Origin of the sequence: Thauera humireducens (assembly GCF_001051995.2) — a bacterium.
Classification (GTDB): Bacteria; Pseudomonadota; Gammaproteobacteria; order Burkholderiales; family Rhodocyclaceae; genus Thauera; species Thauera humireducens.
Genome location: NZ_CP014646.1, coordinates 3,129,204 through 3,153,349 on the forward strand (window position 1 = coordinate 3,129,204; position 24,146 = coordinate 3,153,349).

Genomic DNA, 24,146 nt, shown 5'->3' on the forward strand with positions numbered 1-24,146 from the left:
GTGGGGCGCGGGCGACCTGGCGAGAATACCGGAAATCGCCTTGCCCCCCCGTGTCCGTGCGCCTCAGCGTGACGTGCGTTGCACTAACAGGCGCCGCAATGGCTCGCCGACGACGGTACGGAAGCGCGGGCTGTGCAGGCAGATGCCGCCGACGAGCCCGACCAGGCAGCCGAGCACGGTGTCGATGAAGCGCGACTGGATGAGTTCGGCGGGCACGGCGTGGCCCAAGGTGGCTGCTTCGGCAAGCAGGATGGTCAGCGGCGTGATGAACACGACCGCGAACCCGTAGTGCCGTACGACCGTGCTCTCGATGATGAAGGCGAGGATGACCACCAGCAGGCTCACGCTCCAGGGCGTCAGCGGCAGCATCAGGATGGCCCACGCGAGCAGCATGCCCAGGGCGGTGCCCAGCACGCGGTGCAGTTGGCGGTTCCAGACTGCGCGCAGCGTCACGCCCTGGATCACCGCAAGGCAGCTGACCGGCACCCAGTAGGGACGAGGCAGTTGCAGGGCCAGCGCGATCGCGAGCGCGAGGCCGACGAAGACGCCGATGACGACCGCGTCGAACACCACGAAGTCGAAGGTGGGAGGCGGGAGCGGCGCCACCGGTTCAGCCGGCTGCAGGCGCAGGATGTAGAGGCTGTAGAAGAAGCCGATCAGTGCGGCGAGCAGCACGCCCATCGTCAGCAGGCCGACCTTCAGCGGGATCTCCTCGACGGTGCCGGGCGTGTAGGCCGCGATCGAGGCGGCCATGACGAAGAACAGGCTGCCGGGCGGTCCGACCCGGTAGAAGCGGCACACCATCGTCACCACGATCGCGACGAAGCTCAGCATCCACACCATCAGCACCGGCATGAAGTGGCCGATCGCGCCCACGGCGTAGCTGGCCGACATGCCGAAGCCGCAGGCCATCATCCACACCATGCGATGGTTCAGTGGCGTGTTCGGCAGGTACAGGAAGGCCAGTCCGCCGAGCGAGGAGATCAGCCCGTAGTCCAGCCGGCCGAATCCGGCCCCCACCGCCAGTGGCAGGCCGCAGGCGAGGGCGGCGGCCAGCGGCATCTGCCAGCGGCGAGTGCTGGGATTGATGGTGGTGAGATGGCGCCATTCCGTGCGCACGAAGGCGCCAAGGCGGCGCAGGAGGGACGGGCTTTCCATGCTCGGGAGCCAGAGGTGAAATGCGATGTGTAACACACCCGCGGCGACGCTTGCGATAGCATCCTGCCGTATTACCTTTTCCGGATGACACATGAGCGCCCCCACGCTGATTGCCCTCATTTCGCAAAAGGGCGGATCGGGCAAGACCACGGTGGCGATGCAACTGGCGGCGGGCCTGGCACTGGCCGGCTACCGCGTTGCGCTGGCCGATCTTGACCCGCAGGAAAGCGCCTCGCGCTGGGCCGAATCCGCATCGCCCGAAAGCCCCTTCCCGGCGCAGCTGGTGCGCCTGCAGGGCAAGCCCAAGGACATGGCGCGCACGCTGAAGCCTGTCGCCAACGGCGTCGATATCGTGGTCATGGATTGCCCGCCGTCGATCGAGCACTCGCACACCATGAGCGCGCTCGAGCTGTGCGACCTCGCGCTGGTGCCGGTGGTGCCCAGCCCGACCGACCTGTGGGCGACGCGCGGCATCGAGCGTCTGATCCTCGATCGCCAGCAGCAACGTCCTGCGCTGCGCGGCGCCTTGCTGCCCAACCGGGTGACGCGCACGGCACTGGCGGGCGACGTGCTCGACGTGCTGCAGGATTTCGAGCTGCCGGTGCTGGATGTCTCCTTGTCGCAGCGCAGCGCCTATGCGCTGAGCGCCGTGCGCGGTACCTCCGTGTTCGGGCTCGGCCGTGCTGCGGCCGCTGCCCAGGAGGAGGTCGAGCAACTGGTCTCGGCCGTACTCGGACTGATCGAAGGATGATTCATGGTTAGCACGAAGAACACTCAGTCGCGCTTGCGTGAAACGCTCAAGCAGGAGGACAGCTCGCTGGCCGAGCGTCTCCCCGCACCGCCCAGGACCCCGGCTGCGAAGCCTGCAAGCCGGAAGACGCCGACAGCGGCGCCTGCAGCGCGTACGCGGCAGAAACCAGCCGCGGTGAGCGCGCCGGCTGCGGCTGCTGCGCGTCAGGCCGAGGCGAAGCCCCCCGCCGCCTCCGGCGCCGAACCCAAGGCTGCATCCCGCCCCGCTTCGGTGGACCGACCCCCCAAAGCGCGCTCCCCGGCGACCGAGAAGACCAAGCCCGGGAAGACGAAGGCAGACAAGGACAGGCACGAGAAGGTCGCGCGCGACTCTTTCTCGATGCCGGCCAGCGAGCACAAGCGCATCAAGGCACTGCGTGACGCGCTGGCGCAGGCGGGCTACGAGGCGAGCAAGTCGGAAGTGCTGCGCGCAGGCGTGGCGCTGCTGGCCAGCCGCGGGCTGGGCGAGATCATCAACCTCGTCGGTGATTTGCCCAAGGTGCCCAAGGGCAAGCGCGGCAAGAAGCGTTGACTCCTGCTGCGGGGTGATCGGCGCCTCGTTTGGCACGGCGGGCCGCATTCCGGCACACCTGCGGACCGGGAAGCAGGCATGCCGGGCCTTCAGGTGCTGTACCGTCGATCGATTGCGTCGGCGGCATGGGCGGGAGCGTTGTCGTGTCGCCGTCCAGCAGGCGTTCGACTTCGACCACGGCCCGGCTTTCGGTCGGCTTGAGGTGAAAACCCATGCGTTGTGCCAGCGCGATCATCGACCGGTTGGTGGCAAGCACCCGCCCGTACATGCGCGCAAGGCCGCGACGGCTTGCGCTGTCGATCAGCGTCGCGATCAGCCTGCGTGCAATGCCGTTTCCTTGCCAGTCGTCGCCCACGACCAGGGCGAACTCGCAACTGCGGCCGTCGGCGTCGAGGCAGTAGCGGCCGGATGCGACCTCTTGCTCGTCGCCCTCGCGTGCCGCGAGCACGATGAATGCGACGCACTCGGTGGGGTTGGGTGAACAGATGCAGCGGGCTTCGGCTTCCTCGAGGCGGAAGTCGCCCCGCCCGAAGCGGAAGTAGCGCGTGCCGTAGGACAGCGACTCGACGAAGCGGAGGGTGCGTTCAACGTCCTCCGGGCACACCGGACGCAGTGTCAACGTGGTGCCGTCGGCGGCGCGCCAGACATTGAATGGACGATGGTGTGGGGGAACTGGCGCGGGAGCCGGGTGCGCGCGCATGGGCTTGAGCCGAGTGCAGAAGAATCCGCGTGATTGTCCTTGGCCTTCATTGCAGGAAGATGACAGGGCGCGCACGCGGGCTGGGGTGCCCGAGGCGAGCGGGGCTGGACAGGCGCGATGCAGCGGTCAGGCGGTGAGCGGCGCGTCGTCTGGCTTGCCTAGCGCAGCACGAAGTCGGCGTCGGGCTGCGGCGCCGGGGGCGGTGTCTCGCCCAGCATCTCGCGCAGGCTGGCGTCGATGCCGGCGACGATGGCGTTGAGTGCGAGGTCGTTGGGCATGGTGCCGAAGGGTTCCTCGATCTCGTCGCTGAGGGCTTCGAGCGCAAAGAATGTGTAGGACACGAAGGCCACGACCAGCGGCGTCATCACCCCGATCGAATCGACCAGGCCGAAGGGCAGCAGCATGCAGTAGAAGTAGGAACTGCGATGCAGGATCACCGAGTAGGTGAAGGGCAGCGGCGTGTTGGCGATGCGCTCGCAGCCGCCCAGCGCGGCGGACAGGTCATCCAGCCCGGCTTCCATGTGCTGGGCGAGGATCGGCGAGAGCTGGCCGGCCTCGCGTTGTGTGGCCAGCCACTGGCCGAGCCACACCAGGATCAGGTTCGGTGCTGAACGCGTGCCGGTCAGGCGCTTGCGGACATCTTCGGGTAGCAGACCTTCGAGCCCGGTGTCGCAGGGCTGCCGGCGGAGCTGGTTGCGCATGGCGGTGGCGAAGGCCACCAGCCCGAGCACGAAGGGGCGCACCCCGTCGCCGCGGGCGGTGAGTGTCAGCGCCTGGCGGGCGAGGTTGCGGGTGGCGATCAGCACGGCGCCCCACAGCTTGCGCGCTTCCCAGTAGCGATCGTAGCTCGCGTTGATGCGGAATCCGAGAAAGATCGCGAGCGCGACCCCCATCAGCGAGAAGGGTGCGGCCGTCAGCGTGACCTTCCAGTGGAATAGCTCGCCGTGCACCACGAAGACCGCGCACGACAACAGGAAGACGAAGAGTTGCTGCCAGAAGATGCGGTGAATCAGCGAGCCGCGACGGACGAACAGCAGTCGGATCCAGTGCGGACGGGGACGAACGATCACGGTGAGGGGTGGGGCAATCGGGCAAAGCGGGATTCTGGCAGGTTTTCGCGTGCCTGAACGGTCTCGTGTGTGGTCAATGCGCGGCCGGCTTCCCATGCGACCATGGCTGCCTTGCGTTCGCTGCCCCAGCGATATTCGCCGACATCGCCGCCTTCGCGCAGCACGCGATGGCAGGGAATGAGGAAGCCGATGGTATTGGCTGCCAGGGCGCTGCCGACGGCACGCGCGGCGCGCGGCGCGCCGGCCCGGCGGGCAAGCTGTCCATAGCTCAATATCTGGCCGGATTCGACGCGCAGCAGTGCCTCCCAGACCTTGATCTGGAAGTTCGTGCCGTGCAACACGAGATGAATGCGCCCGCGGGTCGGCGTGAGGGGAAAGATCCGCTGCGCCAGGGCCTGAGCCTGTGCAGGGTCAGGCACGAGCGTGGCCGCAGGCCAGCGCGCCCGCAGTTCGTCGAGCAGGCGAGGGTCGTCGGCCGTACCGAAGGCGAGATGGCATACGCCGCGCGGTGTCCACGCGATCAGCGCGTCGCCGAACGGCGTGGGGGCGACGCCGTGGCCGATGTCGATGCCGCGACCGGCAGTGCGGATCTCGCCCGGCGTCATCGCTTCGCAACTGACCATCAGGTCGTGCAGGCGGCTGGTGCTGCTAAGGCCCGCGTCCTCGGCAACGGTCAAGGTGTCGGCGGCGGCGAGCTGATGGCGCGCGTACTCCTTGGTCAGGAACTGCAGGAAGCGCTTGGGCGAGATGCCCGCCCATTCGGCGAAGACCCGCTGCAGGTGTTGCGGGCTAAGGTGCACCGCCGCCGCGATCTCGTCGAGCGTGGGTTGTTCGCGGGCGTGCGCGCGGATGAAGGCGATGGCCTTGGCGACGCGCGCATAGTGGCGGGAGGGGTGTTCGGCGGGTGACATGGTCGGCAGGACTCCGGATGGCTGCGCCAGCGTGTGCCTGAAGTATGTCAGCCCCTTGCCGGCGATCAATCCGATTCTTGCGGACCGATGCCGGGCATGCGTGGAGCGCGACCGGCTCCACGCATGCGCCCAGGCTCAGAAGACGCTGAACGGGTAGTCGATGAAGATGCGGACTTCGTTGCCCGAGGTGTTGTAGGCGCGAGCGTCATCCGAGACGCGCAGTGCGGAAGCGCGCAGGCGCACGTTCAGATCCTTGGCTGCACCGTTCTGCACCTTGTACGACAGCTGGTTGAAGAACTCGCGCTCCTTGCCGTTGCGGGTGGTACCGGCGTCGATGTCGCTGCCGCGAACGTAGGCGACGCGATAGCTCAGGCCCGGGAAGCCGTACTGGGCGAAATCCACTGCGTAGCTGAGCTGCCAGGAGCGCTCGTCCTTGCCGTTGAAGTCGGACCAGTAGGAGTTGGCCAGCCAGATCGAGTTGCCGCCGTCGCCGATGCCGCCGGCGTTCTGGTAGAAACCGTAGTCGTAGCCGACGTCGCCGCTGCTGCGCTGGTAGGCGAGGGTGAAGGCATGCGGTCCGGTGGCGTAGGTCGCGGCCAGGCTCCAGATGCGGTTCTTGCTTTCGTTCGCGTCGAAGTCTTCGTCGAACTGGGTGCGGTAGCCGTTGAAGTCGAAGGTCAGCGCGTTGCTGGCGATCGGCATCGTGTAGTTCAGGTTCAGGTACTGGCGCTTGAGCACGTCCTCGACGTCGGAGGCGTACACCGAGGCGCTCAGCGCGTCGTTGAACTTGTAGCTGCCGCCGATCACGTCGATACCCTTCAGCCCGCCGCTGTCGCGGCCTTCGTCGCTCTTGCGCGACTGGGCGTGGAAGGTGCCTGCGGTCAGCTCGAGGCCGTCGATCTCGTTCGACGTGATCATGGTGCCGGTGAAGCTCTCGGGCAGCAGGCGCGAGCTGTCGTGATTCAGCACGGGCAGGTTAGGGCGCAGGTCGCCGTAAGCGAGCACGGTGTTCGACAGGCGCAGCTTGATCGAGGCGCCGCCCTTGGCGAGGTCGTCATCCACTTCGCCCGTCGTCGGGTTCTGGTAGAAGAAGTCGATACCGCCTGCACCGGCCCGGCCGCGACCGCCATCGAGGCGTACCGCGTAGGCGGCGAAGGCATCGATGCCGACGCCGATGGTGCCCTGCGTGAAGCCGGAGCTGAAGTTAGCGATGGCGCCCTGGCCCCATTCGGCCTTGTCCTGGCGGCCCTGCTTGTAGTCACGGCTGATGTAGGCGTTGCGCAGCAGCACGTCGAGCGCGCTGTCCTCGACGAAACCCTTGGCATCGGCCTGCCCGGCGGCCAGCGCCGGGCTTGCGCTCGCCAGTCCCAATACGATCAAAGCGGCAAGCTTGCTCGACATGTTGTGTGGTCCTGTAAGTTGATGGTGTTCTGATCGGGCGCGCCGTAAGTGGCGCATGCGGCGCGGATTCTCGCACTCATGCGTAGCGGCTGCAGGACGCTGTGGCGGGATTGCATCAGTTCGCCCCTTGCGCTCCGGAGCGTCTGACGGGACCGGGTCGTCGGCGCGGCGTGCGAACTCGGTGCGCGGTATCGGGTCCAGTGAAAACGTGGCGGGGCGCGATCCCGCCGTCCCTGCGGAGGCCCCGCCCTTGACGACCTGGCAGCAGCGCCTGTTCGATGTCCGCCGCGACGAAGTGCTGCCGGTGTGCCTGGCGGTGCTGTTCTTCTTCTGCGTGCTGGTGGCGCTGATGATCCTGCGTCCGGCGCGCGAGGCGCTCGGCCTGCGCGGCGGCATCGATGCGGTGCGCTGGCTGTTCATGGGCACCGCGGTGGTCACGCTCTTGGTCAATCCACTGTTCGGCTGGCTGGTGAGCCGCTTGCCGCGGCTGCAGTTCATCTCGGCGACCTACGCCTTCTTCGCCTGCAGCCTGGTGGGCTTCTTCCTGCTGCTGGTGCTGGCGCCCGCGGCGGTGGGTGTGGTGAGCGGACTGGTGTTCTACGTGTGGTTCAGCGTCTTCAACCTGTTCGCGACGATGGTGTTCTGGGCGCTGATGGCCGACCGCTTCACGCTCGAGCAGGGCAAGCGCTTCTTCGGGCTGATTGCGGTGGGCGGCACGCTGGGGGCGATCGCCGGTCCATGGCTGGCCTCGCAGCTGGCAACGCCGCTGGGGACGCCGACCTTGCTGCTGGTCTCGGCCGGGTTCCTGGCGGCCGGGCTGGCGGCGGCGTGGGGCATCGCGCGCGTCCGCCCATTGCTGCCTGCCGCGACACCGGGCGATGCGGTGGCCACCGTCGATGCGCAGGCGCCGATTGGTGGCAGCGCCTGGGCGGGCGTGCGGGCGGTGTTCGGCTCGCGCTACCTGCTCGGCATCGCCGCCTATGTGGTGATTCTGGCGGTGATGGCGACCTTTCTCTATTTCACCCGGCTGCAGATGGTGGCCGAGCTGGGCGACGACCTCGACCTGCGCACGACTGTGTTCGCACGCATCGACCTGATCACCCAGGTCGCCACCTTGCTGCTGCAGGCGCTGGTGGCGGGGCGGCTGATGCAGTGGGTGGGCGTGCCGCTGACGCTGGCCCTGCTGCCGCTGACCACCGCGCTCGGCTTCATCGGGCTGGCGCTGGTTGGTTCGCTGGCAGCGCTGATCGCCTTCGAGGCGAGCTTCCGCGCGGTGCAGCGGGCGCTGATGCGGCCGGCGCGCGAGACGCTGTTCACCGTGCTGCACCGCGAGGACAAGTACAAGGCGAAGGCCTTCATCGACACCTTCGTCTATCGCGGCGGCGATGTGATCGGCGCGCAGCTCGAAGGTCTGCTCGGGCGGCTGGGCATGGGGCTGGCGGCGCTGGCCAGCGTTGCCGTGCCGCTGGCGCTGATGTGGGCGGTGCTGGCTCTGTGGCTGGGGCGTACGCAGCAGGCCATGGCCGAGTCGCTTGCCGCAGAAGGAAGCGGACCGGAGCGGGCCGCCTTGCCGCGGTCGTCATCGTGACGTCCCGGAGCCAGACTCTATTGGAGGAACCCGACATGATCTCCCGCCGTGATTACCTGAAGTTGTGCGTCGCCACCGGCGTCGCGCTCGGCACAAAGAGCGTCCCGTCGCTGGCCGCGAACGCGGACAAGCAGCTGGCGCTCATCACCCGCGCCATCCCCGCGTCCGGCCAGCGCCTGCCCGCCGTGGGCCTGGGTAGCTCGGCCACCTTCGCCGAGGTGGCGGGCAGCGAGGACGTCGCCGCCGTGCGCGAGGTGCTGCAGGCGCTGATCGCGCATGGCGGGCGGGTGTTCGACACCGCGCCGTCCTACGGTGCGTCGGAGGCGGTGGCGGGGCGCGTTGCCGCCGAGCTCGGCATCACCGACCAGGTGTTCTGGGCGACCAAGCTCAATGTGGCCGGATGGGGCGGCGGGCGGGCCGACCCTGCGGCGGCGCGGGCGCAGCTCGAGACCTCGTTCCAGCGTCTGGGCAAGCCGGTGCTCGACCTCATCCAGGTGCATAACCTCGGCGATGTGCCGACCCAGCTCGGCCTGCTCAAGGAGCTGCGTGCCGACGGGCGCGTGCGCTACATCGGCGTCACCACCACCTTCCCGCGCCAGTATGCGGAGCTCGAGCAGATCCTCGCCCGCGAGCCGGTCAACTTCATTGGCATCGACTACGCGATCGACAACCGAACGATGGAAGAGCGCATCCTGCCGCTGGCGCAGGACCGCGGCGTGGGCGTGCTGGTCTATGCGCCCTTCGGGCGCACCCGGCTGTGGGAGCGCGTGCGCGGCCATGCGGTTCCCGAGTGGGCGGCTGAATTCGATGCGCACTCGTGGGCTCAGTTCTTCCTCAAGTTCGTGCTGTCGCATCCGGCCGTGACCGTGGCCACGCCCGCGACCAGCAAGGCACGTCACATGATCGACAACCTTGGCGGCGCGCTGGGGGTGCTGCCCGATGCAGACATGCGGCGGCGGATGATCGCCCTGGTCGAGGACTTGTGAGGTCTTCGTTGCAACATCCTGTTTTTCTGGAAAAAACATGAGGCAGCGCAACCGCTGGCTATTCCGGCTGGATGGCTTGTATCGCAAGGTCATGATGGCCATAATGCGTGATTGCTCGCCTAGCTCATGCCATGTCCAGCTTGCCGCTTACCTCCGTCGAGGATCGACTCTACGTATTGCGTACCCGTTGGGAGGGCTATACCGCGGACGGCAGCTTCGAGCACTTCATCGAGTTCGCAGTTGCCATCAATAGCCTGGCCGAGCACTTCAACCGCTTGCGCTTGCCGGGGCTGGTGAGACTGTGCGAGGGGCTCGAGAATGCCGCGCTCGCCAAGCTGGGCGACCAGTCGGCCCACCCCTTGCCGCAGCAGGACATCGTGTCGCTGCAGCGCCAGCTCGACACGCTGCTGGGTGCGGTGGGCACGTCGCGTGCGCCGGTGCCCGTGCGCCGTGCCGAAACGCCGTCGACGGCCTTGAAGGAGATCGATTGGGTGAAGCCCCGCTCGGTCTGGGTGGTTGCGGATGCCAACGGGCATGAGCTGGCCGAAGGCCTCAGCCGGCAGTTGCACTACTTCGGTTTCCAGGTGTTCCAGCTGTGCTGGGATTGCGCATTGCCGCAAGCCGAGGCGCCGCTTGCCGTGCTGTTCGTGCCCAGCCATACCGTAGCGCAGCCGAAGGACCTCGCCCGTATCGAGCAGGTCCGCGCGGCCTGTCCGGCGAGCCAGCTGTTCTTCCTGGGCGTAAGGTCCGAGATCGATCCGATCGTGGTGTTGATGCGCGCCGGAATCGACGTGACGATTCCGGCCGACGAACAGTCTTCGACGGTACTGAGCCGCGTGCTCGACCTGGTCCAGACGCACGAACAGGAAAAGCACAGGGTGCTGGTCGTCGAGGATTCGCGGGTTGCGGCTGCGCTGATCCAGCGCACGCTGGCCGAGCATGGCATCGACAGCCACGCGATCGGCGACCCCGGCACTTTGCTGGAAGTCCTCCGCGATTACCGGCCGGACCTGATCCTGATGGACATGCACATGCCGCGTTTCAATGGTGTCGAGGCCACGCGCGTGCTGCGCCAGATGTCGGCCTATCAGTCGATCCCGATCGTCTATCTGTCGGGCGAGTCCGACATCGGCATGCAGGTCGAGGCGCTGCGTCTCGGCGGCGACCAGTTTCTCATCAAGCCCTTCAACCCGGTGCTGCTTGCCGCGGTCGTCAAGACCAAGATCGCCCGCTTCCGCGAAACCCAGCGTTCGAGCCGGGTCGATGGCCTCACCGGCCTGCTCAACCATACCGCCGCCAAGGCGCGGCTGCAGGCTTTGGTTGCTGCCGCGGTCGAGCCGGCGCGCATCACGGTGGCGATGATCGACATCGACCACTTCAAGTCGATCAACGACACCTACGGCCATCCGGTCGGCGACCAGGTCATCCGCGGCCTCGCCTGGCTGCTGAAGGCGCGCTTGCGCGCCACCGACCTGATCGGCCGCTACGGCGGCGAGGAGTTCATCGTCGCCCTCCCCGATGTCGATCCCGAAATGGCGCGAAACGTCATCGACCGCATCCGGACGGACTTTGCCGCGCTGCCTCATGCGCATCCCGGCGGGGTGCTTTACGCGACCTTCAGTGCCGGGATCTCGGTCTATCCGGAGGTCGATGCCGCTGCCGGACTGACCGAAGCGGCCGATGGCGCCTTGCTGCAGGCGAAACGACTGGGGCGCAATAGGGTGGAGTTCGCGTTTGCGTGAGAGTCTGGCGTTCGACGTAGCGCATGGAAGGTTTGCGCCGGCGCTTCTGCGAGCGTGATTTTCAGCAACTGGGGCGGGTGTGTGAGCTCCGCTAGGCGGCGCCAGCCTGCACACGCTGCTTCGCTTCGTGCAGCATGTGCAGGGTGATCTTGTGCACCTCGGCCTTGCTGGCTTCGATGTGAGATCGGATCGCAATCGCAGCTTGAGCCGCTTTGCGCTGTGCGATCAGCCGAAGGATCTCCCGGTGTTCATCGTAGGTGATGTCGACGCGGCTGGCCTGAGTGAAGTCGAGCCGGCGGATGATCCGAATCTTCTCGGTGACCTCTTGATGGACTCGCGCCATTTCCAGATTCCCCGTGGCGAGGATCAGCTGATGGTGGAATGCCTCGTCGAGTGCCCAGACCTGATTGCCATCGGTTAGACGCTCGCCCTCCGGGATCGCCCATACATCGAGAAGGGGGCCGATGTCCGGTGCCGACTCGGCTTCACAGAGCTGCTTCACTGCCGCGAGTTCGAGAACGATCCTCAAGTCGTACAACTGATCGAAGCGCTTGAAGTCGAACGGGCGAACGCTCCAGCCACTTCGGAACGACACCTGAAGGTAGCCCTCTCGTTCCAGGCGATAGAGCGCATCACGGACTGGCGTACGCGACACCGTGTGGCGCGTTGCCATCTCGGTTTCGGTAAATCGATCGCCAGGCAAGAAAACGAAGTCGAAGATATCCTTCTTGATTCGTTCGTACACCTGATCCGCGAGCTGATTCGTCTTGTTCGGGATGGGTCGAAGCTGTTCCATGTTTCACCTTTCTGTGCCGGGCGATGAGGCAATGCGTGAAGGTCAAGCTAGAGCAGGAAGCGTAGCCCCACGATGAGCAGGACGCCACCGAAGGACAGCCGAATGAGTTGCGGAGGCAGCGAGTGGGCGAGGATCACGCCAAGCCTTGCGAAGGGAACGCTGGTCAGGGCAAGGCAGATGAAGGCCGGCCACATGATGTAGCCAAGCGACCATTCGGGTAGCGAAGGATGTCCCCAACCCACGATGGCAAAGCTCACGGCACCGACGAGTGCGATCGGCATCCCGCACGCTGAAGAGGTCCCGACGGCCAAGGGCAGGGGCGCGCCGCAGCGGGAGAGCCATGGAACGCTCAGTGTCCCACCGCCGATGCCGAACAGCGCCGACACCCCGCCGATGACGGCCCCTGCGGCCCCCATGCCGACCGGCGTCGGTGCGCTTTGGGTCGGCTTTGGCTTGAAGCCGATCACGACCCTTAGCGCGATCACGATCAGGAAGATGCCGAAGAGTTTGCCCAGCACGCCCCCGCTGAGCCTGCCGGCGATAAAGACCCCTGCGACGGCGCCGATGACGAGTCCCGGTAGCAGGAGGAAGAACCACTCGCGCTTGACGCTGCCGCGCTGGATGTGACCCCAGGCCGAGGACGCCCCGGTTACAGCGATTGTCGCCAGGGAAGTGCCGACGGCCAGGTGCATGGCCACATCCGCCGACACGTTCTGCTCGGCGAACGCAAGCATGAGCGCGGGAACGATCACCAGTCCGCCGCCAATCCCGAACACGCCCGCCATGGTGCCCGCGACGGCGCCCACCGCGAGGTAACTGAGGATGATCAGTCCAATGCTCACGATACGTCCTCAGAAGGTGGGCCGGCGGCGGTGCCAGTCGGTTATGGACTGGTAGAGCATGCCCACATCGACCAGCGTCTGCTCCCGTGCGGCAGGGGCAACGAGTTGCATGCCGACCGGCAAGATGCCAGTGCTGTCGAATCCCGTAGGCACGACCAGGGTGGGAAGGCCGAGGTTCGTGAAAGGCAGATTGAATACCGGCGAGCCCGTTGCGGAGAGTCCCGCTGGGGCGGCAGATGGGGCCGCCGGGGTCAAGAGGGCATCGACCTGCCCGAACACTTCAGCGAACACGGACCGGTATTGCGCACGGATACGCTGCGCCCGCAGATAGTCTGTCGCCTTCAGGCCCTGACCATCGGCGAGATAAGCCCGAACCTCGGGCGTGTAGCGGTCCGGTGTCCGCGCGTACCAGTCCGAGTGGAAAGCGGCCATTTCCGACTGCATCACCACCGCGTGTGCGGCTGCGGCGGCTTCGAACCCTTCGGGCAGTTGGACGGCCACCACGCGAACCCCGGCGTCTTCGAAGGCACGACGCGCGTCGTCGATACCGGTCTGCACGTCGCGGCTGGCACTTGCGAAGTAGGGATGATCCACGAAACCGATGGTGAAGTCCCGGCGTGCATGCAGCTCGAGCGGTTGGTATGGGAGTGCCCAGGTGAACTCGTCTTCCGGGTCGGGACCGGCGATGCCGTTGTAGAGCAGCACGGCGTCCTCGACCGAATGCGTGAAGCCGCCGATATGGTCGAGCGTCCAGCTTGCCGGGATCACCCCAGCCTTGCTGACGCGCCCGAATGTTCCCTTGAGGACAGTGAGTCCGTTGTAGGCAGCCGGTCGCGACAGCGACCCCGCCGTCTGGGAGCCGAGGGCGAACATGGCCATCGAGGCAGCGACACTGGCTGCCGAGCCACTGCTGGAACCGCCGGGTGTGTGTGCGTAATTCCATGGATTTGCGGTCTTGGGCGGACCGCCCATGTGTGCGAATTCAGTCGTCGTCGTCTTGCCGAGCATGACGGCGCCCTGCTCTTCCAGCCTGTCGATGACGGTCGCGTTCTTGTCAGGCTGGAAGCCCGCGAGAACACGTGATCCGGCCTCGGTCGGAAGTTGCCGCGTGTGGATGATGTCCTTCGCGCCAAACGGAATGCCAAACAGCGGCGGGATCGCCGCCATGGTGCCGAGTCTGGCGTCGAGTGCCTTGGCCCGGTCCCGCGCCGCCTCAAGTCCGAGGTGTGCCCACGCCCTGATCGTGGGTTCGCGCTCGGCGATGCGTCGGACGTGTTCTTCGACGAGTTCGCTTGGCGAGATCGCTCCGTCATTGAGAAGCCGATGTGCCTCGGCAATCGAGTCGAGGTTTTCGTGGCTGCGCAGCATCATTGTTCTCCTGAGACGGACGGGACGTAGAAGCGGGGTCCGAAGGAAGGGACGACCGTCATATCGACAGCTGTCTGCCTGACACGGACGACTTGAGGCGGACAGGGACCGTAGAGGTCGTCCCGCAGGAACTTCCGCAGCGGAAGGCGGTACTGAGTGCGTTCGATCATCTCGGGATCTACCGTCAGCGCGACCGCACGCCATGGCGCAGCGTCGAGCATGGCGACCACCTCGCCAGTCGGGTCGCAGCCACAGCTCTTGCCGAAGTAGTCCAGGCTCTGGTCGCTTGCGGGTGTCTCGTGGCCAGCGCGATTCACGCCGAGGACGTAGATGCCGTTCTCCATCGCACGCGCGGCACATTCCTGGACCCAGCGCTCGCCCCGCTCGGCGCCCGAGGACGCCGCAGGAATCACGATCAGTTCGGCACCCTGGCGGGCCAGGGTGCGCGCCGCTTCGGGGAAGGAGCGGTCGAAGCAGATCAGCACGCCAACGCAGACGCCTCGAACCTCGAACACCGGTAGGGCATCACCGGGCGCGAAGTAATAGGCTTCGTCGGTCGTCAGCGTTTCGAGATGGAGGGTCGGGACATGGGTCTTTCGATAAACCCCTCGGCACGCCCCTTGCGGATCGATCAACACCGCGCTGTTGTAGTAGCGGACGAGGTTGTCGGGTGAGACCCATTTCTCGAAGAGCGTCACCAGGACGAAGACTCCCCTGGCCTTCGCACGCGCGGCGAATCGCTTTACCGTCTCGCCATCCAGGGTTTCCGCGTGTGCGAAGGCCGTTTGGTCCCGGGTCTGGCAGAAGTACGGGGTGGCCATCAGTTCTGGAAAGACGACCAGGTCGGTATCCGGGCGTTCGAGAAGCGCCTCGTCGAACGCCCTTTCGAGCGTGGCAAGGCGGTCACCCAGGGTCTCGCCGGGAAGGCAGGGGCCGCATTGCAGCCCCAGGACGCGGAGGCTCATTTCACACCACCGTCGATGGGCATGGTCGAAAAGCGCGGTTCGACGATGTCTGCAAACACCATGTCCGTCTTGATGTTGCCGACGAACTTCTGCATGGCGATCGCGTTGTCGAATGCCTTGGGCGTGATCTCGACGCCCTGCGGATAGACGTTGTTGGCGAGCATGCGCTTGACCGCAGTATCGACCACCGCAGCGTCCAGGCTCGGAAACTCCTTCCGCGCAACAGCCTGCGCCTTCTCGGGCGAGGTGTGCATCATCTTCAACGAGTCGCCGATCGCGCTCACGAAGCGCTTGACCAGGTCGGGATTGGAGTCGATGAGCTGCTGGGAGGTGTTGATGGTCGAGAAGGCATACTCCGGATAGTCCTTCGGGAATTCGTAGATGACCTTCAGCCCTTGGGAGAGGCCTTGTTCGACCTGGGGTTGATAGGCGACGGCGATGTCGGCGCGTCCGGCGATCACCGGACCCAGCTCGGATCCGTTCTGGACCTCGGTGACCGTGACGTCCGTCTGAGGGCTGAGCTTCGCATCTGCGATCATTCGCTTCAGAAGAGTGTTCGACGTTCCCGGGGCAAGGCCGACCACGACCTTCTTGCCCTTGAGGTCCGCCGGTGAGGAGAACTCGACCTCCTGGCGTGCCAGCACCCAGACGGGCGCGCTGTTTGCGACCGCGCTGATGGCTTTTGCCTTTCCGCCCTTCTCCTGAGCGAAGCCAACGTGTTCAGGTCCATGCACCGAGAACTGCGATTCGCCTGCCAGGACGGATGCCAGGGCCGTGGGTCCGGAACCTGCGGAGCGAACCACCGGTACATCGAGGCCGTGGTTCCTGAAATGGCCTTCATGTTTTGCCACGTAAACCGGCAAATAAAGCAGCGAATGGAAGGCCTCTGTAACGAGGATCGTATCCATCTTGTCGGCGGCGACTGCGGGCTGGTGAGCGAGCGCGGTGCCCAGGGCGATGGCGGAGAGGAGCTTCGAGACGGATTTCATTTTGAATTTCCTTCTGACGATGACGGGGAGGGATTACTTGCCGGACCACGAGAGGATGTTTTTTTCGATGCGCGAGACGATCACGTAGAGGGTGGTGGCGACGAGCATCAGGACGATCACGCCCACCCACACGGCATTGAGATTGAAGAGGTTGCCGGCCACGAAGATCATTCGGCCGAGGCCCTTGTCCGAGGCGATGAACTCGCCGCCGATCTCCGCGATCAGCGCGAAGCCGATGTTCAGGCGCAGTGCGGAGATGATCCACGGCAGGGTTGCGGGGATGACAAGCTTGGCGAAGATCTGGCGTCGCGTCGCTTTGAGCGAACGCATCAGATTCACGAGGTTGTCGTCGATCTGGTGCGTACCCTGGTAGGCCGACAGGAGGGCCACCACGAAGGTCGCCACGAAGGCCAGCGCGACTTTCGACAGCATTCCCGAGCCGAACCAGATGATGATCATCGGGGCGAGAGCGATCTTCGGAAGGCCGTTGAGCGCGACCATGAAGGGATCGATGACCCGCGCGACCTTGCTCGAGTACCACAGCGCCAATCCCGAGATCGAGCCGAGTACGCTTCCGAGCAGGAAGCCGACGACCGTTGCATAGACGGTGGTCAGGGTGTCGTCCAGCAACTGGCCGCTTTCGATCAGCCTGAGGGCTTCCTTGGCGATCCCCTCGGGGGACCCCATCAGGAAGGGATTCACCCAGCCGATGTTGACCGCCAACTGCCAGAGAGCAAGGACCGTGGCGATGATCGCGCCTCGCCAGAGATTGTCCGTGATGAACGGCGTGTTCTTGAGCTGGTTGAAGGTGAGCGCCTTGCGCCCCTTGGTTCCCCTGCCGGGGACGGTTGCCTGTGCGATAGCCATTAGTGTGCCGCTCCCATCTGGATGTCGAGGTCGGACCAGATCTGATCGAAGAACTCGTGGTATTCGGCGTCGCTGCGCGCCTTGAGACACGACCCGTGCTTGCGGGCCAGACCGACGTCGTAGATCTTCTTGACGGTCGTCGGGCGCTTGCTCATGACGGCGATCCGGTCGGACATCGAGATGGCCTCACCGATGTCATGCGTGATCAGCACCACGGTCTTGCCGAATTCGCGCAGGATCGAAACGATCTCTTCTTCGAGCACGAGACGTGTCTGGTAGTCGAGCGCGGAAAAGGGCTCATCGAGCAGGATCACGTCGGGATCGGTGATCAGGGTGCGGATGAGCGCGACCCGCTGCCGCATGCCCCCGGAGAGCTTGCTCGGGTAAGCCTCTGCGAAGTCTCCCAAGCCGTAACGCTTGAGATAGCGATGGGCGAGCTCATACCGCTCTTCCTTGCGCTTGCCTGCAATCTCGAGCCCCAGGCTGACGTTGTCGATGATCGTGCGCCATGGAAAGAGCAGATCGGTCTGCAGCATGTAGCCGATCCGGGCGGGGCGCTTGGCGTCCTGCTTGCCGTGCAGGGTGATGTGCCCGCCACTTGGCTCGAGGAGCCCGGCAATGATGTTGAACATCGTGGTCTTGCCGCATCCGCTCGGCCCGACGATGCTGATGAACTCTTTCTTGCGGATTCCGAGGGTGATGTCCCGAATGACCTCGATGAGCCCGCCATCTGCGTCCTGGAAGTGTTTCTTCACCCCTTGGAGAGAGACGGCGAGCTCGCCGCCCACAGGTCGATCCACTCGTGGCGGATCTGCAATCAATGCACTCATACGACGCTCCAACAGTCATCTGTCTATCGATACCAGCGGGAAGGATTACTTCCGCCAGTGCTGCTTGCTTTGCATGCCATCTTGTATTCAAGAATGCATGCACATCTAAGCGAGAGACGTGCCAGTTGCTTTTCTGCGTATGAAAAGTGCGATTAATCAGTCTTTTAGGTGGATTTCTTTCGCCCTTCAGGCGGGGCTGCGGGCGAAGTTGACCGCTGGCCTGGTCGCATATTGGTGCAGGTGCACATGAACGCGCCCCATTTCAATGCGCGCAGCCACTACGACGCTGAAGGGCTTGCTTGCGTGGAGCCGTCTCCGAACAGCGCTATCCGCAAGGGGCGAGAATGAGAAAAGGGCGGGGAACCCTGCCGGATTCGCCCGCCCCTTGCTGGTCGTCTGCCAGTTTTTACCTAGCAATTTGCCAATTTATGTCTCTCGCTACAACAACATCACACATCAATGTTCTGCGCATACAGCGCATTGCTCTCGATGAACGCCCTGCGCGGCTCGACGTTATCCCCCATCAGCGTGGTGAATATCTCGTCGGCGGCGATTGCGTCGTCGATCTGTACGCGCAGCAGGCGGCGCACGGCCGGGTCCATGGTGGTTTCCCACAACTGCTCGGGGTTCATCTCGCCGAGGCCCTTGTAGCGCTGCTTGCTGAGGCCGCGTTCGACTTCGGCGAGCAGCCAGGTGATGGCGTCGGCAAAACGGGTGACGGACTGGCGCTTCTCTCCGCGACGGATCTCGGCGCCCGGACCGATGAGACCGCTGATGGCTTCTGCGGCGTTGCGGATGCTGCGGTAGTCGCCGGACACGAGGAAGTCCTGTTCGACCCAGCCGAACTTGCGGTTGCCGTGGTGCAGGCGCTCGATGGTGAGGCGCCAGCCTTCGGATTCGTCGTGGTACTCGGCGTAGATCTGCAGGCCGTCGGGCAGGTGCGGCTGGATGCGCTCGGCGGAGGCGCGGGCGGCCGCTTCGTCGTCGAGGCTGACCTGGAGGTCGTGGGCCAGCATGACCTGCAGCACTTCGGGGTCGATGTAGCTGGCCAGGCGCCTGACGACGGCTTCGGCCAGCAGGTAGCTGCGGGCGAGGCCGCCGAGCGCCTCGTCGGTGATGGGGGCGGCGCCTTCGCGCGGCGTCAGGCTGGCGCCGTCGAGCGCGAGCTTGAGCAGGTGGCCGTTGAGCTCGTGGTCGTCCTTGATGTAGATCTCGGTCTTGCCGTGCTTGATCTTGTACAGCGGGGGCTGCGCGATGTAGATGTGGCCGCGTTCGACCAGTTCGGGCATCTGGCGGTAGAAGAAGGTGAGCAGCAGGGTACGGATGTGCGCACCGTCGACGTCGGCGTCGGTCATCAGGATGATGCGGTGGTAGCGCAGCTTCTCGGGCTTGTAGTCGTCCTTGCCGATGCTGGTGCCCAGCGCGGTGATCAGGGTGGCGATTTCCTGGCTCTGCAGCAGCTTGTCGAAGCGCGCCTTCTCGACGTTGAGGATCTTGCCCTTCAGGGGCAGGATCGCCTGGAACTTGCGGTCGCGACCCTGCTTGGCCGAGCCGCCTGCGGAGTCGCCCTCGACCAGGTAGAGCTCGCACAGCGCGGGGTCCTTTTCCTGGCAGTCGGCGAGCTTGCCGGGCAGGCCGACACCGTCGAGCACGCCCTTGCGGCGCGTCATCTCGCGTGCCTTGCGCGCCGCGTCGCGGGCGCGCGCGGCCTCGACGATCTTGTTGCAGATGGTCTTGGCGTCGATCGGGTTCTCGAGCAGGAAGTCGCCGAGCTTGTTGGCGACGACTTCTTCCACCGCCGGGCGGGCTTCCGACGAGACCAGCTTCATCTTGGTCTGGCTGGCGAACTTGGGGTCGGGCATCTTGACCGACAGCACGCAGGCGAGGCCTTCGCGCATGTCGTCACCGGTGATGTCGACCTTGGCCTTCTTGGCGATCTCGTTTTCTTCGATGTACTTGTTGATGACGCGCGTCATCGCCGCACGCAGGCCGGTGAGGTGGGTGCCGCCGTCGGCCTGCGGGATGTTGTTGGTGTAGCACAGCACCTGTTCCTGGTAGCTGTCGTTCCACTGCATCGCGACTTCGACCGTCAGCTCCGCGTCGTGCCCCTGCCCGGTGGGAATGCGGGTACTGCCTTGGGCGTAGAACACGTTGGGGTGAAGCACCGTCTTGGCGCGGTTGATGTACTCGACGAAGCCCTTCACGCCGCCGGCGAAGGCGAAGTCCTCTTCCTTGCCGGTGCGCTGGTCAACCAGGCGGATCTTGACGCCATTGTTGAGGAAGGAGAGTTCGCGCAGGCGCTTGGCGAGGATGTCGTAGTGGTACTCGACCGTGCCGAAGATTTCCTCGTCGGCGAGGTAATGGACCTTGGTGCCGCGCTTGGTGGTTTCGCCGATGACGCGCGGCGGGCTCACCTCGACGCCGTCGACGACCTCGATGACGCGGTTCTGCGGCTTGCCGCGCTCGAACTCCAGCAGGTGGCGCTTGCCGTCGCGGGCGACGGTGACGTGCATCCACTTCGACAGCGCATTGACGCAGGACACGCCCACACCGTGCAGGCCGCCGGACACCTTGTAGCTGTTCTGGTTGAACTTGCCGCCGGCGTGCAGCACGCACATGACGATCTCGGCCGCCGAGCGCTTGGGCTCGTGCTTGTCGTCCATCTTCACGCCGACCGGAATGCCGCGGCCGTTGTCGGTGACCGAGATCGAGTTGTCGGCGTGGATGGTGATGACGATGTCGTCGCAGTGGCCGGCCAGGGCCTCGTCGATCGAGTTGTCGACGACCTCGAACACCATGTGGTGCAGGCCGGTGCCGTCGGAGGTGTCGCCGATGTACATGCCGGGGCGCTTGCGCACGGCCTCCAGCCCTTCGAGCTGCTGGATGCTGGATTCGTCGTAGTCGTTGCCACCTTGCGGGGCCGGCGTGTTTTGCGGTTCGGACATGGTCATCTCGGTGATTCGTAAAGAACGGGGTGTTGCGGCGGGGCTTCGACTCAGATCCGCATCGGCATCACGACGTACTTGAACTTGTCGTTGCCCGGCAGCGTGATCAGCGCGCTGGAGTTGCCGTCGTTGAAGCGCCAGTCGACCGTCTCCGAGGAGAGGTTGTTGAGCACGTCGAGCAGGTAGGTGACGTTGAAGCCGATGTCGAGCTTGTCGCCCTGGTAGTCGATCTCGAGCTCGTCCTGCGCTTCTTCCTGCTCGGCGTTGGTCGACACGATCTTGAGCACGCCGTCCTCGAGCACCATGCGCACGCCGCGGAACTTCTCGTTGGTCAGGATCGCGGCGCGCTGCAGCGCGGCCAGCAGCGGCTGGCGGGCGAAGTTGACCAGCTTGGGATGGGCCTGCGGAATCACGCGCTCGTAGTCGGGGAACTTGCCGTCGATGAGCTTGGTGACGAGCTCGATCGGACCGAAGCGGAACACCGCCTGGTTGCCGGCGAGCACGATCTCCAGCGGGTCGTCGTTGTCGGCGAGCTGGCGGGCGAGTTCGAGCACGGTCTTGCGCGGCAGGATGGCTTCGGTGCGCGGGGTCACCGGGGCTTCGAGGTCTGACGCGGCATAGGCCAGGCGGTGGCCGTCGGTGGCGACCATGCGCAGCTCGCTGCCGTCGGCGATGATCAGCAGGCCGTTGAGGTAGTAGCGGATGTCCTGCTGCGCCATCGAGTACGACACCTGGGCGAGCTGACGCTTGAAGGTGCGCTGGCTGACCGTGATGCGGGCGGCGGCCTCGTCGGGCGGCGACAGGCGCGGGTAGTCGGCGGCGGGCAGGGTCTGCAGCTGGAAGCGGCTGCGGCCGGCCTTGACGGTGAGGCGCTTGTCGTCGAGCGTGAGGCTGATGTCGTCGCTGTCGGGCAGCGCGCGCAGGATGTCCTGCAGCTTGCGCGCGCCGACGGTGATCGACACGTCTTCGCCGCCGATGTGGCCGCCCGTGGTGGTGCGGATCTGGATCTCGATGTCGGTGGCGAGCATCGTGAGCTGGTCGCCGCGCTTCTCGATCAGCACGTTGGACAGGATCGGTAGCGTGTGGCGCTTTTCGACGATGCCGGCAACCGACTGCAGCGGGGCCAGGAGCGCATCGCGGGTGGTGGTGAGCAGGAGCATGGCGTCAGATCAGGCGTTGGGTTGATCGAAGGGTGGGTCTGGCTCAGCCCCGCAGGACCTGGGTGAGCACGTGGACGTCGTGGTTGAGCTGGTGGTCGCCGAGGCGCAGCTCGGTGATGGTACGGCAGGCGTGCAGGACAGTGGTATGGTCGCGGCCGCCGAAGGCCTCGCCGATGGCCGGCAGCGACATCGGCGTGAGCTCCTTGGCCAGCCACATCGCCACCTGGCGCGGACGCGCGATGACGCGCGTGCGCTTCTTGGAATGCATGTCCGCGACCTTGATCTTGTAGTAGTCGGCCACGGTCTTCTGGATGTGCTCGATCGACAGCTGGCGGTTGTGCGCGTGCAGCAGGTCCTTGAGCGCCTCCTTGGCGACTTCCAGCGAGATCTGGCGGCCGTGGAAGCGGGCGTAGGCGACGACCTTGTTGAGCGCGCCTTCGAGTTCGCGCACGTTCGAGCGCAGGTTCTTGGCGATCAGGAAGGCGACGTCGTCGTCGACGCTGACACGCAGCGCTTCGGCCTTCTTCTTGAGGATGGCGACGCGCATCTCCAGCTCGGGGGGTTCGATCTGAACCGTCAGACCCCAGTCGAAGCGCGAGATGAGGCGGTCTTCCAGGCCCTGGATGTCCTTGGGGTAGGTGTCGCAGGTGATGACGATCTGCTTGCGCGCCTCGGTGAGCGCGTTGAAGGCATGGAAGAACTCCTCCTGCGTCCGGTTCTTGTTGTTGAAGAACTGGATGTCGTCGATGATCAGCATGTCGAGCGAGCGGTAGTAGCGCTTGAACGCGTCGAAGCTCTTCTGCTGATAGGCGCGCACCACGTCGGCGTAGTAGTCCTCGACGTGCACGTAGCGCACCACCGCGCGCGGGTTGTGCCTGAACACCGCATTGCCGATGGCGTGCACCAGGTGGGTCTTGCCCAGGCCGACGCCGCCGTAGACGAACAGCGGGTTGTACGAGGTGCCCGGGTTCTGGGCCACCTGCATCGCGGCAGCGCGGGCGAGGTCGTTGGCGCGGCCGGTGACCAGGGTGTCGAAGGTGAAGTCCGGGTTGAGGCGGGTCTTCTCGTAGGCCAGTTCGAGGCCGGACGAGGCCGCGGCGGGCTCGGGCTCGCGGCTGGCGATGACGGCCGGCGCGCGCGGGGCACGCGATGGCGCGGCGGTATCCGCGGCAGCCGGCTGCTCGGCAGCATCGTGCGCACTCGGGGTGGTGCGTGCAGGCGCGGTCGTTGCGGTGGCCGTGGCGGGGCGGCTGGTGCGTGCGGTACTGACGGGCGGCAGCTGCAGTTCGATTTGCAGCGGACCACCGGTAAACGTCTCGCTCAGCTCGTGGATGCGGCTGAGGTAGCGCTCGCGGACCCACTGCAGGACGAAGCGATTGGGGGCGATCAGCCGGAACGTGCCGTCTTCGCCGGCTTCGGCCCGCAGGGTCTTGATCCAGGTGTTGTATTGCTGCTGAGGCAGCTCCTGCTCAAGGCGCGACAGGCAGAAAGGCCAGAGTTCTTCGGTCACGGCGGTTTCGGAATAAATGTGCGGCAATATAGTCAAGCGGTGCGCCGGACACGCTGCGGTGTACGGCGAACCGGCTTGTGGTGTGTGTTGTCTGAGGAGCCTGCATGGGCGGCCTCTCGACGTCGGCTTGGCGACGTCTGCCTTGACGGCGAGGCTCAGGAAGCCGACATTCTAACCCCGCAGGGGGGACTTATCCACAGGGCGTCCCAAAAATTGTTATTGACAAACATGGGATTATCCATTTAACTCTCGCGTTTGACCTAACACTGGCAGCCGATCATGAAACGCACTTATCAGCCCTCCGTTGTCCGTCGCAAGCGCACCCACGGCTTTCTGGTTCGCATGAAGACCCGTGGCGGCCGTGCGGTCATCCGCGCACGTCGTGCCAAGGGCCGTCATCGCCTCGCCGTCTGAGGTGACGCCGCTCACGAGCGCTGACCAGAGTTTCCGCAGCGCTCACAAATTGCACAAAACGGATGAGTATTCATCCGTTTTTGCTTTTCGGCGGGCCCTGCGTGGCCGCTTCTACATGCTCCACTACCGCCCCAACGGTCTCGATACGGCCCGACTCGGCGCGGTGGTCGCGAAGAAGCTCGCCAAGCGCGCCAACACGCGCAACCTGGTCAAGCGCATCGCGCGCGAATGCTTTCGGCGCAACCGCGAATCGCTGCCCGCGGTCGACATGGTTGTCCGTCTGCATGCGTCGGTCGCCACGGCGACACGTGCCGAGCTGAACCAGGATCTGCTTGCTCTGTTCCAAAGGCTGCCCCGGCAATGAAAACCGTCTTGATCGCCCTGCTGCGTTTTTACCGCTACGCGATCAGTCCCATGCTGGGGCGCAATTGCCGTTTTCACCCGACCTGTTCCGAGTACGCGATCGAAGCGGTGCAGCGCCATGGCGCCTTGCGCGGCGGCTGGCTCGCGGCCAAGCGGGTGGGGCGTTGTCACCCTTTCAATCCGGGCGGGTATGATCCCGTTCCCTGACCTGAGATAGAAC

23 protein-coding genes are annotated in these 24,146 nt (G+C 65.3%); 8 read left to right on the forward strand and 15 right to left on the reverse strand.

What is annotated here, in order from left to right; genetic code table 11:
- Nucleotides 1-63: 63 nt before the first annotated feature.
- Nucleotides 64-1,158, reverse strand: a complete 1,095-nt coding sequence (locus AC731_RS14640; protein ID WP_048707148.1) for an FUSC family protein — start codon at nucleotides 1,156-1,158, stop codon at nucleotides 64-66.
- A 91-nt stretch (nucleotides 1,159-1,249) separates the two neighbouring features.
- Between AC731_RS14640 and parA the strand changes: the two genes are divergently transcribed.
- Both parA and AC731_RS14650 read left to right on the forward strand, forming a co-directional pair.
- Nucleotides 1,250-1,909: a ParA family partition ATPase gene (parA, locus tag AC731_RS14645; RefSeq protein ID WP_048707150.1), complete on the forward strand. Its 660-nt coding sequence runs from the start codon at nucleotides 1,250-1,252 to the stop codon at nucleotides 1,907-1,909.
- A gap of 3 nt (nucleotides 1,910-1,912) precedes the next feature.
- On the forward strand, nucleotides 1,913-2,479 hold the full coding sequence (locus tag AC731_RS14650) for a hypothetical protein (RefSeq protein ID WP_082794338.1): 567 nt from the start codon (nucleotides 1,913-1,915) through the stop codon (nucleotides 2,477-2,479).
- Here the strand turns inward: AC731_RS14650 and AC731_RS14655 are convergent.
- The 4 genes from AC731_RS14655 to AC731_RS14670 all read right to left on the reverse strand — a co-directional run bounded on the left by AC731_RS14655 (nucleotide 2,421) and on the right by AC731_RS14670 (nucleotide 6,561).
- Nucleotides 2,421-3,179 carry a GNAT family N-acetyltransferase gene (locus AC731_RS14655; RefSeq protein ID WP_082794339.1) on the reverse strand — a complete coding sequence of 253 codons (759 nt, stop codon included), beginning with the start codon at nucleotides 3,177-3,179 and terminating at the stop codon, nucleotides 2,421-2,423. The two genes, AC731_RS14650 and AC731_RS14655, sit on opposite strands and share 59 nt — an antisense overlap.
- 158 nt (nucleotides 3,180-3,337) lie before the next feature.
- The gene (locus tag AC731_RS14660) at nucleotides 3,338-4,249 is read right to left on the reverse strand and encodes a bestrophin family protein (RefSeq protein WP_048707154.1); all 912 of its coding nucleotides are present in this window, start codon (nucleotides 4,247-4,249) and stop codon (nucleotides 3,338-3,340) included.
- Nucleotides 4,246-5,160, reverse strand: a complete 915-nt coding sequence (locus AC731_RS14665) for a methylated-DNA--[protein]-cysteine S-methyltransferase (RefSeq protein ID WP_048707156.1) — start codon at nucleotides 5,158-5,160, stop codon at nucleotides 4,246-4,248. The genes AC731_RS14660 and AC731_RS14665 overlap by 4 nt, the downstream gene beginning before the upstream one ends.
- 135 nt (nucleotides 5,161-5,295) lie before the next feature.
- On the reverse strand, nucleotides 5,296-6,561 hold the full coding sequence (locus tag AC731_RS14670; protein WP_048707158.1) for an OprD family outer membrane porin: 1,266 nt from the start codon (nucleotides 6,559-6,561) through the stop codon (nucleotides 5,296-5,298).
- A gap of 250 nt (nucleotides 6,562-6,811) precedes the next feature.
- Between AC731_RS14670 and AC731_RS14675 the strand changes: the two genes are divergently transcribed.
- The 3 genes from AC731_RS14675 to AC731_RS14685 all read left to right on the forward strand — a co-directional run bounded on the left by AC731_RS14675 (nucleotide 6,812) and on the right by AC731_RS14685 (nucleotide 10,877).
- Entirely contained in the window at nucleotides 6,812-8,149 is a 1,338-nt protein-coding gene (locus tag AC731_RS14675; RefSeq protein ID WP_048707159.1) for an NTP/NDP exchange transporter, read from the forward strand.
- A gap of 35 nt (nucleotides 8,150-8,184) precedes the next feature.
- Nucleotides 8,185-9,135, forward strand: coding sequence for an aldo/keto reductase (locus tag AC731_RS14680; RefSeq protein WP_048707160.1), 951 nt, complete (start codon nucleotides 8,185-8,187; stop codon nucleotides 9,133-9,135).
- Between the two features lie 131 nt (nucleotides 9,136-9,266).
- The gene (locus tag AC731_RS14685; protein ID WP_048707162.1) at nucleotides 9,267-10,877 is read left to right on the forward strand and encodes a diguanylate cyclase domain-containing protein; all 1,611 of its coding nucleotides are present in this window, start codon (nucleotides 9,267-9,269) and stop codon (nucleotides 10,875-10,877) included.
- 91 nt (nucleotides 10,878-10,968) lie between these two features.
- Here AC731_RS14685 and AC731_RS14690 read toward each other — a convergent pair whose 3' ends face one another.
- From AC731_RS14690 to dnaA, 10 genes are all read right to left on the reverse strand, one after another.
- Nucleotides 10,969-11,673, reverse strand: a complete 705-nt coding sequence (locus tag AC731_RS14690; protein WP_048707164.1) for a GntR family transcriptional regulator — start codon at nucleotides 11,671-11,673, stop codon at nucleotides 10,969-10,971.
- Nucleotides 11,674-11,720: 47 nt separating this feature from the next.
- The gene (locus tag AC731_RS14695; RefSeq protein WP_048707166.1) at nucleotides 11,721-12,515 is read right to left on the reverse strand and encodes a sulfite exporter TauE/SafE family protein; all 795 of its coding nucleotides are present in this window, start codon (nucleotides 12,513-12,515) and stop codon (nucleotides 11,721-11,723) included.
- A 9-nt stretch (nucleotides 12,516-12,524) separates the two neighbouring features.
- Entirely contained in the window at nucleotides 12,525-13,886 is a 1,362-nt protein-coding gene (locus AC731_RS14700) for an amidase (RefSeq protein ID WP_048707168.1), read from the reverse strand.
- Nucleotides 13,883-14,848, reverse strand: coding sequence for a carbon-nitrogen hydrolase family protein (locus AC731_RS14705; protein WP_048707171.1), 966 nt, complete (start codon nucleotides 14,846-14,848; stop codon nucleotides 13,883-13,885). Before AC731_RS14705 ends, AC731_RS14700 begins: the two co-directional genes overlap by 4 nt.
- Nucleotides 14,845-15,837: an ABC transporter substrate-binding protein gene (locus tag AC731_RS14710; RefSeq protein WP_048707173.1), complete on the reverse strand. Its 993-nt coding sequence runs from the start codon at nucleotides 15,835-15,837 to the stop codon at nucleotides 14,845-14,847. The genes AC731_RS14705 and AC731_RS14710 overlap by 4 nt, the downstream gene beginning before the upstream one ends.
- 33 nt (nucleotides 15,838-15,870) lie before the next feature.
- Nucleotides 15,871-16,704, reverse strand: coding sequence for an ABC transporter permease (locus AC731_RS14715; protein WP_048707174.1), 834 nt, complete (start codon nucleotides 16,702-16,704; stop codon nucleotides 15,871-15,873).
- Complete coding sequence (locus AC731_RS14720; RefSeq protein ID WP_048707176.1) at nucleotides 16,704-17,534, reverse strand: ABC transporter ATP-binding protein; 831 nt, start codon at nucleotides 17,532-17,534, stop codon at nucleotides 16,704-16,706. The genes AC731_RS14715 and AC731_RS14720 overlap by 1 nt, the downstream gene beginning before the upstream one ends.
- A gap of 449 nt (nucleotides 17,535-17,983) precedes the next feature.
- A complete protein-coding gene (gene gyrB, locus AC731_RS14725; protein ID WP_048710182.1) occupies nucleotides 17,984-20,479 on the reverse strand; it encodes a DNA topoisomerase (ATP-hydrolyzing) subunit B in 2,496 nt (831 codons plus the stop codon).
- A 50-nt stretch (nucleotides 20,480-20,529) separates the two neighbouring features.
- Nucleotides 20,530-21,639 carry a DNA polymerase III subunit beta gene (gene dnaN / locus AC731_RS14730; RefSeq protein ID WP_048707178.1) on the reverse strand — a complete coding sequence of 370 codons (1,110 nt, stop codon included), beginning with the start codon at nucleotides 21,637-21,639 and terminating at the stop codon, nucleotides 20,530-20,532.
- 43 nt (nucleotides 21,640-21,682) lie between these two features.
- On the reverse strand, nucleotides 21,683-23,149 hold the full coding sequence (dnaA, locus tag AC731_RS14735; RefSeq protein WP_038011343.1) for a chromosomal replication initiator protein DnaA: 1,467 nt from the start codon (nucleotides 23,147-23,149) through the stop codon (nucleotides 21,683-21,685).
- 279 nt (nucleotides 23,150-23,428) lie between these two features.
- On the opposite strand from dnaA, the gene rpmH reads away from it, so the two are divergent.
- The 3 genes from rpmH to yidD are packed head-to-tail and all read left to right on the forward strand — an operon-like array spanning nucleotide 23,429 to nucleotide 24,133.
- The gene (rpmH, locus tag AC731_RS19650; protein WP_002926183.1) at nucleotides 23,429-23,563 is read left to right on the forward strand and encodes a 50S ribosomal protein L34; all 135 of its coding nucleotides are present in this window, start codon (nucleotides 23,429-23,431) and stop codon (nucleotides 23,561-23,563) included.
- 1 nt (nucleotide 23,564) lies between these two features.
- On the forward strand, nucleotides 23,565-23,927 hold the full coding sequence (gene rnpA, locus AC731_RS14740; protein ID WP_082794340.1) for a ribonuclease P protein component: 363 nt from the start codon (nucleotides 23,565-23,567) through the stop codon (nucleotides 23,925-23,927).
- The gene (gene yidD, locus AC731_RS14745) at nucleotides 23,924-24,133 is read left to right on the forward strand and encodes a membrane protein insertion efficiency factor YidD (RefSeq protein WP_048707180.1); all 210 of its coding nucleotides are present in this window, start codon (nucleotides 23,924-23,926) and stop codon (nucleotides 24,131-24,133) included. Before rnpA ends, yidD begins: the two co-directional genes overlap by 4 nt.
- The last annotated feature ends 13 nt before the right edge of the window (nucleotides 24,134-24,146 follow it).